The sequence below is a fragment of the Aliarcobacter vitoriensis genome, from assembly GCF_003316695.1.
Lineage (GTDB): Bacteria > Campylobacterota > Campylobacteria > Campylobacterales > Arcobacteraceae > Aliarcobacter > Aliarcobacter vitoriensis.
Map to the genome: position 1 here is coordinate 1 of NZ_PDKB01000022.1, position 16,714 is coordinate 16,714.

Here is a 16,714-nt window from a genome sequence, read left to right on the forward strand (position 1 = left end):
ATCATCAGGAGCGAATGCATTAGCAGCAAAAATAGTAGCTTCAAGAGCAGAGAATAAAGGTAAAGTAATAGTTACAATTCTTTGTGATACTGGTGAAAGATATCTAAGCTCTGGGCTTTATGAGTATGAAGAAGAGTAAAAACTCTTTTTCATATTTTTAGGAAATTAAATGCACGAAAAACCTTATCGTTCAGTAGTAAAAGCAGTGTCATGGAGAACAGTTGGAACTTTAGATACGATGATAGTTTCATACTTTGTAACTGGAAACTTAATAATGGCAGCTTCAATTGGTACAATTGAAGTGATTACTAAAATGGTTTTATATTATTTTCACGAAAGAGCTTGGAACAAACTATCTTTTGGAAAAGTAAAAGAAACATCAAATGATTATCAAATTTAGGTTAATAAATGAGCAAAATAGAAGATTTAGAAAATATTAATAAAAAACTTGAAAATACTTCAACGACGGAAGTAGTAGCTTATTTTTTAGATAATTTTAAAAATGTTGCTTTAAGTTCAAGTTTAGCAGCTGAAGATCAAGTATTAACAGATATTCTACTTAAAAAAAATAAAAATGCATCTATTTTTACACTTGATACAGGAAGATTACATCCAGAAACTTATGATGTAATGGATGCTACAAATTTAAAATATGGTATAAAAATTGATGTATTTTTCCCAAATAATGAAAATGTACAAAATCTATATCACACGCAAGGGATAAATGGTCATTTTGAAAGTATAGAAAATAGAAAAAATTGCTGTAATATTAGAAAAATAGAGCCTTTAATAAGGGCATTAAAGGATGTTGAAGTTTGGATAACTGGGCTTAGAGCATCTCAAAGTGTAACAAGAACAAATATGCCTTTAGTTGAATGGGATGAAAATTTCCAAGTTATTAAAGTCAATCCACTTATAAATTGGAGTGAAGAAGAAGTTTGGGAATATATCAAATCAAATAGAGTTCCTTATAATAAGCTTCACGATAGAGGATTTCCAAGCATTGGCTGTGCACCCTGTACCAGAGCCATTAAGGATGGTGAAGATATAAGAGCTGGTAGATGGTGGTGGGAAAATCCTGAACACAAAGAGTGTGGTTTACATAAAAAATAAAATTCAAAAAAGATAAAGACAAACTCAAACTTTCAATTTGAACTAGTCAAAAAATTGATGGAAAGAAAAATGCAAATAGATACAAAACAATTAACACATTTAAAACAGCTTGAAGCTGAGTCAATTCATATAATAAGAGAAGTTGTTGCAGAATTTGATAATCCTGTTATGATGTATAGTGTTGGAAAAGATTCAGCCGTTATGCTTCATTTAGCACTTAAGGCTTTTGCACCTGCAAAGTTACCATTTCCACTACTTCATGTAGATACTTTATGGAAATTTAAAGAGATGATAGCTTTTAGAGATAAAAGAGCGAAAGAAGAAGGATTTGAACTATTAGTTCATACAAACCCTGAAGGTATTGCTATGAATATTAGCCCTTTTACTCATGGTTCAGCTGTTCACACAGATATTATGAAAACTCAAGGTTTAAAACAAGCACTAAATAAATATAAATTTGATGCTGTTTTTGGAGGTGCACGAAGAGATGAAGAAAAATCAAGAGCAAAAGAGAGAATTTACTCTTTTAGAGATAAAAATCACAGATGGGACCCAAAAAATCAAAGACCAGAACTTTGGAATATTTACAATGGTAGAGTTCATAAAGATGAAAGCATTAGAGTTTTCCCACTTTCAAACTGGACAGAACTTGATATTTGGCAATATATCTATTTAGAGCAAATTCCTATTGTTCCTTTATACTTTGCAGCTAAACGACCTGTTGTTGAAAAAGATGGTGTAAAAATAATGGTTGATGATGACAGAATGCCAATAGGTAAAGACGATGTTATAAAAGAAGAATCTGTAAGATTTAGAACTCTAGGTTGTTATCCTCTAACAGGTGCTGTAAGCTCTAATGCGACTACTTTGCCAGAGATTATTCAAGAAATGCTTTTAACAAAAACAAGTGAAAGACAAGGAAGAGTAATAGATAGCGACCAAGCTGGTTCAATGGAAAAGAAAAAAATAGAAGGATACTTTTAAGATGTCACAAATAGAACAAAAAATAGCAAATGATATAGAAAGCTACTTAAAAGAGCATGAAAATAAACAGTTACTAAGATTTATAACTTGTGGAAATGTTGATGATGGAAAATCTACTTTAATTGGAAGATTATTACATGATTCAAAAATGATTTTTGAAGATCAACTAGCAGCAATTAAAAAAGATAGTAAAAAAACAAATACAACTGATGGTGAATTTGATTTATCTTTATTGGTTGATGGTCTTCAAAGTGAAAGAGAACAAGGTATAACTATCGATGTTGCTTATAGATATTTCACAACAGATAAAAGAAAATTTATTATAGCTGATACTCCAGGTCACGAGCAGTATACAAGAAATATGGCGACTGGAGCTTCAACAGCTGATTTAGCAATTATTCTAATAGACGCAAGATATGGAGTGCAAACACAAACGAGAAGACACTCTTTTATAAATAAACTTTTAGGAATAAATCACATAGTTATTGCTATAAATAAAATGGATTTAATGGATTTTAGAGAAGATATTTTTGAAAATATAAAAACTGATTATCTAAAATTTGCAAAAGAATTAGGACTTACGAGTAATATAACTTTAATTCCTATTTCTGCACTAAATGGTGATAACATAGTAAATAGAAGTGAAAAATCTCCTTGGTATAAAGGTGAAACTCTAATTGAGCACTTAGAAAATGTGAAAATTGATAACGATAGAGATTTAACACATTTTAGGTTCCCAGTTCAATATGTAAATAGACCAAATCTAAATTTTAGAGGGTTTTGTGGAACTATTGCGAGTGGAGTTATAAAAGTTGGAGATAGTATTACAGTTTTACCATCACTTAAAAGTTCAACGATAAAAGAAATTGTAACTTATGATGGAAATTTAGAATATGCTTATGCTGATCAAGCTATAACTATTACTTTAAATGATGAAATAGATATTAGCCGTGGAGATATAATAGTAAAAAGCGATGAACAACCAGATATTGCAAATAACTTTGATGTTGATATTGTATGGATGAATGAAGAACCTTTAACAAAAGGAAAACAATATTTTATAAAAAGAGCAACAACTACAACTGTTGGTACAATTAGCCAATTTTACTATAAAACGGATGTAAATACTTTAGAAAAACAAGAAGCAAATGTTTTAAATCTAAATGAAATTGCAAGAGCAAAACTTGATTTAGAGCAAACATTAGCCTTTGATTCTTATGATAAAATAAAAACTATGGGTAGTTTTATAATTATTGATAGAGTTACAAATAATACTGTTGGTGCTGGAATGATAAGAAATAAATCAGCTAATCAAAGTAAAAAAGATAGTCAATATAGTGCTTTTGAAATAGAGTTCAATGCACTTGTAAGAAAACATTTTCCACATTGGGAATGTAAAGAGATTTTATAAGGTTAAAAAATGTCATCAAATATAAACTTAGAAAAGCTAAAAAAAGAGAAGAGTAATTTAGATATCTTAGGAGATATCTATTTTTATGCTGTTTTCGCAGAATTAATACCAGAAGAAGATTTAGAAAGATTTAAATGGTATGGAATTTATGCCCAAGATGAAAAGCAAACACTTTTTACTCTTAGAATTCCTCTTGCTTTGGGAGAGTTAAATATAGAACAACTAAAAGCTATAAGTTTAATCTCTAAAAAGTTTAGTGATGATAATTTAAATTTTTTAAAAGAACAAAAAATAGAGTTTAAAAACCTAAAAATAAGCTCTTTACCAGAAATTTTTAATATATTAAAAGATATTAAGTTAAATAGTTTTTTTGAAACAGGTCATACAATAAGAAGAGTTTTAACTTGTCCTGTAAATGGAGTTGATCCTAGTCAAATATTTGATGTTGAAGAGTTAGCAAAAAAATTAAATGAAACTTTTGTAGGAAATAGAAATTTTGCAAACCTTCCAAATAAACTTCAAATAGCATTAAGTGGTTATGAAGAGGGTTGTGATGTAGGTTTCTTACCCGATTTAAGTTTTAATGCAGCTCAATTTTCTAAAGATAAAATAATATTTTCTGTAAATATTTTAGGTAAGCATATAGGATTTATAAACTCTTCACAAATTATAAATACAACTAGAGCTGTAGCAAATATTTATAAAGATTATGGAAACAGAGAAGAGCTAGAAAAAAGTACTTTTGAATATTTTGTAAAAGATTTAGGATTAGGAACTTTTTGTGATATTTTAGAATCAATGTGTGATTATAAACTACAATCAAATAATCAATTAGCACAAAATACGAACCCTAGAAAACCTAGGTTAGGAATAAATAAAAGTGCAACAAAAGATTTTTCATTTATTGGTTGTAAAATTGAGCACAAAAGTTTAAATAGCACAATATTGGATAATTTAATAAATATTTTGGAAAGTTTTGAAGCAAAAAGAGTTAAAATAACTCATAAAGCAAATATCATAATACTTGATGTACCTACAAAAAATGCTTCGATTTTAGCAAAAGAGTTAGAAAATATAGGTTTCAACTCAAATATTTAAAAGCTTGATATTATTCAAGCTTTTATTTCAAATAAAAAAGTTTTTCATAAAAATTAATCTATTGGATAGTTTTCTACCATAAAATCAATATCTTTATCCCCTCTTCCACTCAAACTTACTAAAATAGCTTCATTACTGTGTTCTTTTGCATATTTCATAGCAAAAGCAACAGCATGAGCAGATTCAAGTGCGGGAATGATACCTTCAAGCCTTGAAAGATTATAAAATGCTTCAACAGCTTCTTTATCACTACAAAGTCCAATTTTTGTTCTTCCTATACTATGTAAATAAGCATGTTCTGGACCAATAGATGGATAATCAATTCCACTTCCAATAGAATGTACAGGTGCAGGATTTCCTTGTTCATCTCTTAACATAATAGAATTAAACCCGTGCATAACTCCCTCTTCCCCATAAGTCAAACTTGCACTATGTTCACCTATTTTATCACCTTTTCCTGATGGTTCAACAGCATATAGTTTTACACTTTCATCAATAAATGCACTAAAAATCCCCATAGCATTACTTCCTCCACCAACACAAGCAGTAACCATATCAGGAAGTTTTCCAGTCATTTCAAAGAATTGTTCTTTTGCTTCAAAACCTATTACACTTTGGAAATCTCTAACCATCTTTGGAAAAGGATGTGGTCCAACAACTGAACCAATAGCAAATAGTGAATTTTCTGTATCTTTTAAATAAGCTTCAAAAGCACTATCAACAGCCTCTTTTAAAGTTTTTAGTCCATGCGTTGCAGGAACTATTTTTGCACCTAATATTTGCATTCTTGTAACATTTGGATACTCTTTTTTTATATCAACTTCACCCATATGAATTTCACATTCTAATCCAAAATAAGCAGCTGCTGTTGCAAGAGCAACTCCGTGTTGTCCAGCACCAGTTTCAGCTATTAACTTCTTTTTCCCTAAATATTTTGCCAATAATGCTTCAGCCATACAGTGATTTAATTTATGAGCACCTGTATGATTTAAATCTTCCCTTTTTAAATATATATTTCCATTAACTTTAGAAGATAAATTTTTTGCAAAATATATAGGAGTTGGTCTTCCTTGGTAATGTTTTCTTATACTTTTTAACTCATTTAAAAAATTAAAATCTTTTGATAGTTTGTTATAAGCTTCATTGATTTGTAAAAATGGTTTTTCAAGTTCTGGTGGGATAAAAGAACCTCCAAATTTACCAAAATACCCATTATTATCAGGAAAACTATCTAAATAAGTTTTTTGTTTTTGCATATTAAGTACCTTTGAAATAAAATAAAGGATGTTATCATATTTTATATAATTATTGAGGTTAATATGAAAGTAGTATTTTTTGGTGTAGGGGCAGTTTGTAGTGTAATTGCAAGAGTTTTATATGAATTAAATATTAAAACTTCAAATAATAATTTGGAATTTTTATTCATAGTACGAGATATTAAAAAGTCAAAAGATTTCTTTTTTAAAAACAAAGAAATTTTAGAAAATTCAAATTTTTTAGAGTTAAATAATTTTGAGGATATATTTAAAAATCCAAAAGATTATGAAAAATATCTAAAAAAATCAACTATCTTTATAAATAGTTCAATACCTCTTTATAATATTGATATAATGAAATTAGCTTTAGAATTTAAAACTAATTACGCTGATTTGGCAAGTGATATTTACAATGATAAAGTTATATCATCTTTACAATTTGAACAACAAACTTTAAATAAAGAGTTTGAAGATAACAATCTTTTAGCACTTATAAATTTAGGTATTTCTCCAGGAATTACAAACTTTTTAATAGGTGAAAGATTATACTCTTTATCAAATCTACCATATAAAACAAAAGTAAAAAAAATTGAGATAAATCTGCTAGAAGAGATACAATCAAAACAGTTAGTATTCTCATGGTCACCAAATGTTGCAATAGAAGAAATATCATATCCACCTCTATACTTTAAGAAAAATAGTTTAAAAAAGCTTGAACCTTTTTCAAAATCAAAAACATATAAATTCCCATATTTCAAAAATTTTGTAGAACTTTATCCTGTATTCCAAGAAGAATTAATCTCTTTGAAACAAAGTTTTGATGATGTTGCAGATATAAAAATGTTTGTCGGAGGAAATGAAATAGAATTGATGAAAAATCTATATCAACTCAATCTTCTATCAAATAAATATTGCTATGGATATAAAGACTCACAAATTTCTATAAATAGTATTATAAAAGATGTTATACCAAAGATGAAATCTCCTCAAACAATTGAAGAATATATCAAAAATAAAATTATAAAATATGCTGAATTTTCAGCTGTTGCAGATATAGAAATGGAGATATCTTATCCACAAAATTCAAAAAAAATAAAAAGTACAGAATCTATTGGAATATCTTTCAATAAATATACAAATTTGATAAAAACACACTATTCTGGTTCAACTTATGTATCATATCCTACTGGAATTGGTGCAGGAATACTAATATTTTACTCTTTACTAAACAAAAAACAAAGTAAATTAAAAGGTGTTTTGGTATCAGAAAAACTCCCTTGGCTACTTGGAGCCGTAACAAATGATATTATAAAAAGAGAATTAACTTCTTATAAAATCAATCTTATCAATTCTATAAAATGAAACTAAACAATAATAAGATAAAATTATCTCTTATATAAATTTTAATAATTTTAAAGAGATAATTTATGCAAAAAGATATTTTTAGACCTTTTTTAAATGAAAATGTAGATAAATTGAACTTTATCAAGTACAACACAATAGGAAAAAATAAAAAAGAGTATTTTGACTATACAGCTTCTGGTTTGGCTTTTAGGCAAATAGAAAATAGAATTCACGATGTACTTGAAACTTATGCGAATACACATTCAAAAGAGGCTTCAAATGCTGATATGACAACAAACTATTATGAAGAAGCAAGAACAAATCTAAAAAAACATTTAGAACTAAGTGATGATTTTGAAGTACTTGCTAGTGGCTGTGGTTCAACTGCTGCAATAAAGCATTTTCAAGAACTTATGGGACTTTATATTCCACCTGCAACAAAAAAACGATATGACTTTAAAGCAAATAGCAAAAAAAAACCTTTAGTTATTGTTGGTCCTTATGAACATCACTCAAATGAAGTATCTTTTAGAGAAGCTTTATGTAAAATCAAAAGAGTAAAACTTACATCTGATGGTCTAGTTGATATAAAACATCTAAAAAAAATATTAGAAAAAAATAAAAAAAGTGAAATTATCGCATCTTTTTGTATTGCTTCAAATGTTACAGGTATCATAACTCCTTATGAAAAAATATCTAAGATTTTAAGAAAATACAATGCCATTGTATGTTTTGATGCAGCTGCAAGTAGCCCTTATATGAATATTCCTTCACATCTTTTTGATGTTATGTTTTTATCTTCTCATAAACTTTTAGGAGGACCAGCAAGTTGTGGATTGTTGGTTATAAAAAAATCATTGATTGATACTTCTATTGCACCAACATTTAGTGGGGGAGGAACAGTTTTATATGTAAATAAACAAACACAAATTTATCAAAAAGAGATAAAAGAGAGAGAAGATGCAGGAACACCACCTATTATTCAACTCATTCGTGCAAGTTTAGCATATCAACTAAGAAATGAAGTAGGTTTTGATTTTATAAAAAAACAAAAAGACGAACTTGTAGAATATCTCCTAAATGAATTAAAAGAAATACCAAATTGTGTTATTTATGGAAATATAGATGTTAGAAATATAGGAATTATATCTTTTAATATCAAAGGTGAAAATCCTTATACACTTTGTAATAAGATTTCAAAAGATGGTAATTTTCAAACAAGAGCTGGTTGCTCTTGTGCTGGACCTTATGGACATGATTTATTGGGATTAAAAAAACTGGATATGACAAATCGTCCAGGATGGATTAGGATTTCTATACACTTTTCACATACAAAAGAAGAGATAAAAAATTTAGTTAATAGTATAAAAAATAGTATAAATATCAATGATTAATCATCTATTTAGTAACTATTAACCAACAATCTCTATAATTTCTTTATGAGTTTTATGATTTTTTTTCTTGTTTATTTATTACTTTTCTCTTTTCAAACTTATGTTATAAAAAAGAGATTTATAAATAAACTGGATTTTAATTATAAAACTAGAAAGTATTTTAGCTTTGCATTATATTTAACATTTTTTGGTGCTTTACTGTACCCATTTGCTAGATACTTTCCCCTAGTGCCTAACTGGCTCTATTTTCTCCTTTCCTTGCCGATTGGGATGATTTTTTTAACATTTACTATTACTTTATTTCACGAAATCATCTCTTTTGGTATCAAAAAAACAAAATATACAAAAAACCGACGAGATTTCTTTAAAAAATCACTTGATATCACAACTACATCTTTAATTTTAGCAACAAATGCAAAAGCTATGGACAATGCAAAACATATAGAACTTGAAGTTGTAGATGTAAAAATCAAAAATCTTTCAAAGCCTTATACAATAATACAAATTAGTGATGTTCATATTGGTGGACTTATAACAAAAGAGTTTATAAAAGAACTTGTAAACAAAATAAATCTTTTAAATGCTGATATTGTAGTTATAACTGGTGATTTAGTAGATACAAAACTGGAATTCGCAAAACCAGCACTTGATGAATTAAAAAATATAAATTCAAAGTATGGAACATATTTTATAGTTGGGAACCACGAATATTTTCATGGTGTACAACCTATTATTAACTATGTAACCTCTTTGGGAATTAAAACTTTAGAAAATGAAAATGTTTATATAGGTGAAAATGAAAAAGGCTTTTATTTAGCTGGTGTTTATGATAGATTTGGTTTTAGATATGGATCATATATCCCAGATATAAATAAAGCTTTAGAAAATTGTGAAAATAGCCCAACCATTCTTTTAGCACATCAACCAAAATATTTAAAAGATTTAGAAAATACACAAAATATTGATTTAGTTCTTTGTGGACATACTCATGGTGGACAAATTTTTCCATTTAATTTTCTAGTAAAACTTGAACAACCTTATGTAAAAGGACTTCATCAACACAATGAGTTTACACAAGTTTATGTAAATAAAGGTACAGGATTTTGGGGACCACCTATGCGACTTGGTGCTAGTAGTGAGATAACTATTTTAAGATTATCATAAATATATGTAATTTATATAAGAACAGTAGACCTATTCTTATATATTATTTTTTATTGTCCAATACATAATCTATTTTTGTTGAAAGATATACAGAAAATATACCTAATATAGCAAAAAGATAAATAGCATTATCATAACCATACTTTCCTGCAATAAATATAGCAAGTGATGAAAAAATAATTGTTGATAGAACAAAAATTCCACTTTGCATAGCTATTTGAAAAGCTGGTGAATCATTTGAAGATAAATCCATTATTAATGTATTTATTAATACAAATGCTGGAATTTGTATTATAAAGATTAAACTTACAATAAATATTACTATAAATATATTATTATGGCTAAACAAAATTAATAGCAATAAGATAACTATTATTTGCCCAAAACTTGCAGATATTAAAATGGTCTTCTTACCAAATTTTTGTATTAAATATGATGCCCCAAAAGATGATACTATTCCAAAACTATATCCAATCATATAAACTATAACTCCAATATCATCTAAAGACCAGTTTAAATCTACAAGAATAGGGGTAAGTATTCCAAAAGTAGCACTAATTGTAGAACTATATACTAAAAGTAGTAGTAACCAAACCATTTTCCTTTTTGTATTCCAAAAAGTAAAGAACTGTTTATAATCAATCATCTTTTTCAAATAATCATTTTTTAAAGGTTCTTTATAAAAAAATATTAGTAATAAAGATAAACTTGTAATTATTCCTAAAAATAAAATTGTATATTGCCAATCAATTTTATTGTAAATAATAAGCCCCAAACCTCCACCTAAAACCATACCAATAAGCCCGCTAGCACCTTTAATAGCACTTATAGTTGAATAATCTTTTTGAAAAGATATTTTATAAACGAATGCATCTAAAGAGACATTTAAAAAACTTGAACAAAAAGTAAATATAAATACTAAAATAACTATAATGTTTAAATTTGTAGAAATATTTAAAGTGGATATAAAAAAAAGAACTATTGTCATTAAAAATTGTGAGATAATAATCCAAATTTTATAATGTCCAAATTGACCAAAATTAAATCTATCTATAATTGGTGCCCATAATAACTTAAATACTCCAAATAACCCAATCATATATACTAAACTAATAAACTCTAAAGAAGCACCATTTTTTCTTAAAATTGCGATAAATGCTTCAATGAAAAAACCAATACTTATAAAATATGTTATATACAAACTTGTTATTAGAAATATTATTCTTTTATTCAATTTTTCTTTCAATTGGTACCTCTATTTATATTCCAATTCTTTACTCTTTGTTGTGCTTCCCACATAGCAAAATATTTACCTTTATTAGAAACTAACTTATCATGAGTTCCACTTTCAAGCAAACTTCCATTTTCAATAACCAAGATATTATTTGCATCTTTAATAGTTGATAATCTATGAGCAATTACAATCACAGTTTTATCAATTATCAGTTTTTCAATAGCTTTTTGAACTGCACCTTCACTTTGTGTATCAAGAGCAGCTGTTGGCTCATCAAGTATTACTATTGGAGTATTTTTTAGAATTGCTCTTGCTATACTTATTCTTTGTCGTTCCCCTCCACTTAAACTTCCACCAATATCGCCAATCTTTGTATCATATCCATTTGGTAAATTAGTTATAAATTCGTGTGCATAAGCACTTTTTGCTGCATTTTCTACATCTTGTTTTGATGCAGATGGATTTGCCATTTTTATATTATTTAAAATTGTATCATCAAATAAATATACATCTTGAAATACAACTGATATATTTTTCATCAAATCTTCATATTTCATATTTTTTATATTTACTCCACCAATTTTTATAGTTCCTTTTTGAATATCTGAATATCTCATAATAAGTTTTGTAAGTGTAGTTTTTCCACAACCAGAATCTCCAACTATTGCTGTCATAGTTTTATTTGGTAGATAAAAACTTATATTATTGATAGCTCTTTTTTCTTGATTTGTATATATAAATTCTACATCTTTAAACTCTATATCAAAGCTTTTTGGTGCTTGTATTGGTTCATAAGTTTTAATCTCTTCTATATCCAATAGTTCTTTGATTCTTTTATAAGCTGTTTGTATAAAATCAAACATTCCAATAAAACTTAGAGTAGACGCTAAAGGCTCCGTTAATCTACTAAATACAACTATACAACCTCCCAAAGTTACAAGTGCTAAACTATCATTTGCTACAAAATATACTCCAAAAAATAGTAAAGACAAAAGTGTCAGTTCTACCATAATCCCCATAATTGTTGGAGGAAGTTTATCTTTATAAGCTGATTGTTCTTGAACTTCTTTTACATATTTTATAGATGCTTGTAAATTTTTTGCATTTATTCCTACTTGATTTATAGCTTTTAGTATCGGTAAACCTTGAATATACTCTATAAAACTAGATTCTAGTTTGGCATTTGCACTAAAATACTCTTTTAGCACTTTAGTTGAACCTCTTTTTTTCCAAGAGTTTAAAGGTATCATTAAAGGAAACATAACAAGCATAATCAAAGCTAGTCTATAATCTACAAAAAAAGTAACTGATATAATCACAAAAGGAACTATAAGTATTTGTAAAATCAAAGAACTAGCAAGTCCAATAAGCAAAACAGACTCATCGATATTACTAGAAAATGTAGAGTTTAACTCTCCTGTTTTGTAAGAGGAAAGTTTTTCTAAAGGCATTGTTCTTAACTTTGCTCCCAACTCTTCTCTTAGTTTATGAGTAATATCAATCATAACTCCATCATAATCAAAATCTTGTGCTTTCCACCTTGAAAAAATAGCTATAAAACTAAACAATACTATCAAAGAAAAATATAACCAAACTTCATTTATCATAAAATTTTCACTAAATAGTGCTTTTAAAAATGGATAAAACATAGCAAAAGCTAAACCTTGAAATATATAAGAAATAGTATGTAAAACTAAACTCTTCTTAAAACTATTTGCATAATCTCCAGCAAAAATCAAAGTCATTTTATAAACTTCATAAATAGATGAAAATATTTTTTTCATTTTACATCTCCTTTTATATGCAAATCCCAATTTTGTGAATTTTCATAGTTATTCCAAAGTTTGCTATAAACTCCAAAATTCTTTAAAAGTTCATCATGTTTTCCTATTTCAATTATTTTTCCATTATCAAAAACTACTATTTGTTCTACATCTTTTATGGTTGTTAGTCTATGAGCTATTACAATCACAGTTTTATTTTTCATAAGATTTGATAAAGCTTTTACAATTTCTTCTTCATTTTCAGGATCTGCAAAAGCTGTTGCTTCATCAAGAACTACTATTGGAGTATCTCGTAAAATTGCTCTTGCAATAGTAATTCTTTGTTTTTGTCCACCAGATAGATTTGCTCCTCTATCACCTGCAATTGTTTCATAACCTTTGGGTAAAGTTTCTATAAAATCATTAATTTGTGCTGTTTTACAAGCATTTATAATATCTTCTTTTGAAGCATTTGGATTTGCCATTTTTATATTATTTAAAATTGTATCGTTAAATAAAAAAGTATCTTGGAATACAAAAGAAACTGTATTCATCAAAGTTTCATTACTTATATCTTTTATATCAACTCCACCAATTTTTATAGCCCCAGAACTTACATCCCAAAATCTAGGAATTAGTTTTGCAACTGTACTTTTCCCTGCTCCACTAAATCCAACAAGTGCTGTTGTACTATTTTCTTTTACTTCAAAACTTATATTTTTTAGTGCATAATCATCTCTATTTTCATATTTAAAAGATACATTTTCAAAAGTAATATTGAAGTTTTCAAGTTTTTTATCATCCTCTTTATAGTTTAAAATTGGAAGTTCTAAAATCTCTTGTATTCTAAATGCTGAAGCACTAGATTTTTTTATAAAGTTACTAACCCACATCAAAGGAAGTAAAGCATCAACTAAGCCTGTACTTATAAGTAAAGTTGCTAAAAAAGTAGCAAACTCTAAAGTTCCATTTGCCATAAAATATATTCCAACAAGACAAATAGCAAGTATTGTAGGAATAGGACTAAAAATAATCATAGAAATTTTACTTGATATTTTTGTGGAACTAAACCACTCTTTTAAGTGAATTCTATACTCATCTAAAGAGTTATTGTATCTTTTAAATGAAGTTGTTCCATCATCAAAAGTTCTTACAACCATCATAGCTTGGACAAACTCTATAACAGATTTATTTATATCTGATTGGTTTTGTTCATACTTTACTCTATTTTCATTTGTATTTTTCATAGCAAAACTCATCAATAAAATACCGACAACTAAAACACAAATAGCAACTATTGCAAATCTATAATCTATGATTATTAAAGCAAGAAGTGAAGCTATTGGAGTTGCTATACTTCGTCCAATCATAGGAATACTATCTGCAACAAAAGCGTGAAGATTTTTTACATCATCAAGTAAAACTTTTTTTAAAGCACCAGTTCCAGTAGTTATGATATATCCTAAATGAACTTTTGCTAAATGAGTTGTAAGTTGTGTTCTAAGTATTGCCTCAAGTTTAAAAGCTCCTAAATGAGATATAGTAGAAGGATAATATCCTAATAAAAAAGAGAGTAAAACTACAAAAACTAAAGTTATAAATGCTTCATTAAAAGAGAATTTTAAACTAAAGAGTTCAACCTCTCCACCAAGACTTAAAGATAATACAAAAGCTAATAAAACATAGGATATTACAGAAGTAACTCCACCTAAAATAGATAATCCAATAGAAAACTTAACATAATTATTTATGGGCTTTATAATAGCCCATAAACCTTTTTTTTTATTCATAAAATAATTCCTTAAAATTTATAGATAGCACCAATACCAAATTGTCTTGGTTCATTTAATAGTATTGTAGAAGTTGTTCCATAAGATGAATAATAATCTATGTAATCTTCATTTGTTAAATTTTTAGCAAATGCATAAATATCAAAATCTCCTACTTTATAACCAACTTTAACATTTGTTATAAAAGCTCCATTAGTTTCAACCATCTTAGTATTTGCATTATCAAAGAAGTTTGTTTTACCTCTTGCATTAAAATCTACTCTTCCATATATTCCACTATCAGCTAAATATGATATTCCTAAATTTGCAGTATATTTTGGTGTATTTTGTATTTTCTGACCATCATATTTAGCCCTACCATCACTATATTCATCGTATTTTGCTTGAATTAGTCCAACAGCACCTGAAATACTCCAATTATCAGTTATAAAATATGTTCCATCTATTTCTATACCTTGAGAATGAGATTTTTTTGCATTATCTGTTATAGTTTCATTAGTAGGTAAATAATAGAAAACTTGAGTATCTTTTATATCCATTCTAAAAATAGCTGCATTAAGTGCAAAATTATTTCCTATATATTTTGCTCCAACTTCATAGTTTGTAGATTTTTGTGGTTCAAACATATTTTCATTTGTACTTCCAAATTGTGCGGCTGTGTTAAATCCACCTGATATATAACCTTTTGAAAATGAAATATAAGTTGATAAATTATCATTTATTTTATATGTCAGTGCAGCTTTTGGTAAAAAACTATTCCAAGTTTTTTCATCTGAATAATTAAAAGATGGTAAATTCATTCCCATCATAGAAGTATTTGATATTAAATCAATATCACTTTTAATTTTTTGGTATCTTCCACCTAAAGTAAGTTCAAAACTTTTTCCTAAAGGAATCATAGTTTGCCCAAAAAATGCATAAGTTTTATCAGTTGTTGATGATGGAGATTTCATAGTAAAGAAATCAGAATCTGCTCCCATATTTGTATCTCTATCTTGTTTATCAACATATATACCTGTTAACCATTTTATATCTTGATTTTTACTAGATAATCTAAATTCTTGAGTATATGTTTCTGTGTCAGTAGAGTTATATGAATATGATTTATCATCTGTATTAATATCAAGGTCATATTGAGAGTTCATCTCATTCTTTTTATGTGTCGTTATTGACTCAAATTTTAATTTTTCAAGTTCATAAGTAAAATTTAATGCTTGAGATTTTGATTCCATTTGTTGATAAGATGGAACATCATAATTTGCATTTTTCCCATCATCTCTTGATATACTATTTACAGATTTTGATAAAGGTACTTGAAAAGTGCTATCATAAAATTTATTATAATCATCTGCTACTGTTAATTTAGCCGATAAATTATCTGTTGGTTTATATAGTAAAAATCCACTAGTTTTTCTATCATTGGATTTATTTGCATGTTTGTCAATATCAGCATAATGATTTTCTATCCAACCATCTGTATGATTAAATGAACCATTTATTCCTGCAAATAGTTTGTTATCTATTATTGCTCCACTTGTATTTAATTTTGCATTAAAAGTATTATCATTCCCATATTCTGTTTGTATAATTCCTTTCCATTCATTTGTTGGTGATTTTGTAATTATGTTTATAACTCCACCTATAGCATCTTTACCATATAGTGTCCCTTGAGCTCCTCTTAAAACTTCTATTTGTTCAACATTTGCGATAGATGCATTAAAATCATACATTGAGTAATAAGGAACTCCATCAAGATAGATTACAACTGGATTATTAGTTGTGAGATTAGAAATATTTAACCCTCTAAATGAAACTTGATTTATCCCATCTATATGCATATTAGGAATTTCATTTATTACATCTTTTATATTTTTAAAGCCTTTTTGTTCTATATCTTCTTTAGATATTACAGAGATACTTTGCGGAACATCTTGGATATTTTCCTCCATTTTATTTGCACTAACTGTTATTTCTTCTAGTTTTGTAGTTTCTTCTGCAAATAATAAAGAACTTGTAACTAAAGATAAAAATAAGATTTTCTTACTTTTCAACATTTTATTTTCCTTTTATATGATTTTAAATAGCTTAGTATTATAATGATAAGTATTGTTGATTTCAAGTGTAGTCTTCCTAAATGGGGATTTATTTTTAGGAATAAAGGAT

The 16,714-nt window shown here is 27.4% G+C and carries 13 protein-coding genes and 1 pseudogene; 9 read left to right on the forward strand and 5 right to left on the reverse strand.

Annotated elements, in window-relative coordinates; all coding sequences use genetic code 11:
• From CRU91_RS12415 to CRU91_RS10695, 6 genes and pseudogenes are all read left to right on the forward strand, one after another.
• Positions 1-139 (forward strand): annotated as a pseudogene (locus CRU91_RS12415) (cysteine synthase A); the annotation flags it as partial.
• Between the two features lie 30 nt (positions 140-169).
• Complete coding sequence (locus CRU91_RS10675) at positions 170-400, forward strand: DUF2061 domain-containing protein (protein ID WP_113895209.1); 231 nt, start codon at positions 170-172, stop codon at positions 398-400.
• A gap of 8 nt (positions 401-408) precedes the next feature.
• Positions 409-1,113 carry a phosphoadenylyl-sulfate reductase gene (locus CRU91_RS10680; RefSeq protein WP_113895210.1) on the forward strand — a complete coding sequence of 235 codons (705 nt, stop codon included), beginning with the start codon at positions 409-411 and terminating at the stop codon, positions 1,111-1,113.
• Between the two features lie 69 nt (positions 1,114-1,182).
• Positions 1,183-2,097 carry a sulfate adenylyltransferase subunit CysD gene (gene cysD / locus CRU91_RS10685; RefSeq protein WP_113895211.1) on the forward strand — a complete coding sequence of 305 codons (915 nt, stop codon included), beginning with the start codon at positions 1,183-1,185 and terminating at the stop codon, positions 2,095-2,097.
• Position 2,098: 1 nt separating this feature from the next.
• Positions 2,099-3,508, forward strand: a complete 1,410-nt coding sequence (gene cysN / locus CRU91_RS10690; RefSeq protein ID WP_113895212.1) for a sulfate adenylyltransferase subunit CysN — start codon at positions 2,099-2,101, stop codon at positions 3,506-3,508.
• Positions 3,509-3,517: 9 nt separating this feature from the next.
• Positions 3,518-4,606: a sulfite reductase gene (locus CRU91_RS10695; RefSeq protein ID WP_113895213.1), complete on the forward strand. Its 1,089-nt coding sequence runs from the start codon at positions 3,518-3,520 to the stop codon at positions 4,604-4,606.
• Between the two features lie 53 nt (positions 4,607-4,659).
• Here the strand turns inward: CRU91_RS10695 and trpB are convergent, their stop codons facing one another.
• Positions 4,660-5,862 carry a tryptophan synthase subunit beta gene (gene trpB, locus CRU91_RS10700; RefSeq protein ID WP_113895214.1) on the reverse strand — a complete coding sequence of 401 codons (1,203 nt, stop codon included), beginning with the start codon at positions 5,860-5,862 and terminating at the stop codon, positions 4,660-4,662.
• Positions 5,863-5,925: 63 nt separating this feature from the next.
• On the opposite strand from trpB, the gene CRU91_RS10705 reads away from it, so the two are divergent.
• The 3 genes from CRU91_RS10705 to CRU91_RS10715 all read left to right on the forward strand — a co-directional run bounded on the left by CRU91_RS10705 (position 5,926) and on the right by CRU91_RS10715 (position 9,764).
• Positions 5,926-7,224, forward strand: coding sequence for a saccharopine dehydrogenase C-terminal domain-containing protein (locus CRU91_RS10705; protein ID WP_113895215.1), 1,299 nt, complete (start codon positions 5,926-5,928; stop codon positions 7,222-7,224).
• A 65-nt stretch (positions 7,225-7,289) separates the two neighbouring features.
• Positions 7,290-8,600: an aminotransferase class V-fold PLP-dependent enzyme gene (locus CRU91_RS10710; protein WP_113895216.1), complete on the forward strand. Its 1,311-nt coding sequence runs from the start codon at positions 7,290-7,292 to the stop codon at positions 8,598-8,600.
• 270 nt (positions 8,601-8,870) lie between these two features.
• The gene (locus CRU91_RS10715; RefSeq protein WP_235827002.1) at positions 8,871-9,764 is read left to right on the forward strand and encodes a metallophosphoesterase; all 894 of its coding nucleotides are present in this window, start codon (positions 8,871-8,873) and stop codon (positions 9,762-9,764) included.
• 43 nt (positions 9,765-9,807) lie between these two features.
• Here CRU91_RS10715 and CRU91_RS10720 read toward each other — a convergent pair whose 3' ends face one another.
• The 4 genes from CRU91_RS10720 to CRU91_RS10735 are packed head-to-tail and all read right to left on the reverse strand — an operon-like array spanning position 9,808 to position 16,605.
• Positions 9,808-11,010, reverse strand: coding sequence for an MFS transporter (locus tag CRU91_RS10720; protein ID WP_113895218.1), 1,203 nt, complete (start codon positions 11,008-11,010; stop codon positions 9,808-9,810).
• The gene (locus CRU91_RS10725; protein WP_113895219.1) at positions 11,007-12,782 is read right to left on the reverse strand and encodes an ABC transporter ATP-binding protein; all 1,776 of its coding nucleotides are present in this window, start codon (positions 12,780-12,782) and stop codon (positions 11,007-11,009) included. Before CRU91_RS10725 ends, CRU91_RS10720 begins: the two co-directional genes overlap by 4 nt.
• A complete protein-coding gene (locus CRU91_RS10730; RefSeq protein ID WP_113895220.1) occupies positions 12,779-14,551 on the reverse strand; it encodes an ABC transporter ATP-binding protein in 1,773 nt (590 codons plus the stop codon). The genes CRU91_RS10725 and CRU91_RS10730 overlap by 4 nt, the downstream gene beginning before the upstream one ends.
• Positions 14,552-14,562: 11 nt before the next feature.
• On the reverse strand, positions 14,563-16,605 hold the full coding sequence (locus CRU91_RS10735; protein WP_113895221.1) for a TonB-dependent receptor: 2,043 nt from the start codon (positions 16,603-16,605) through the stop codon (positions 14,563-14,565).
• Positions 16,606-16,714: the final 109 nt, after the last annotated feature.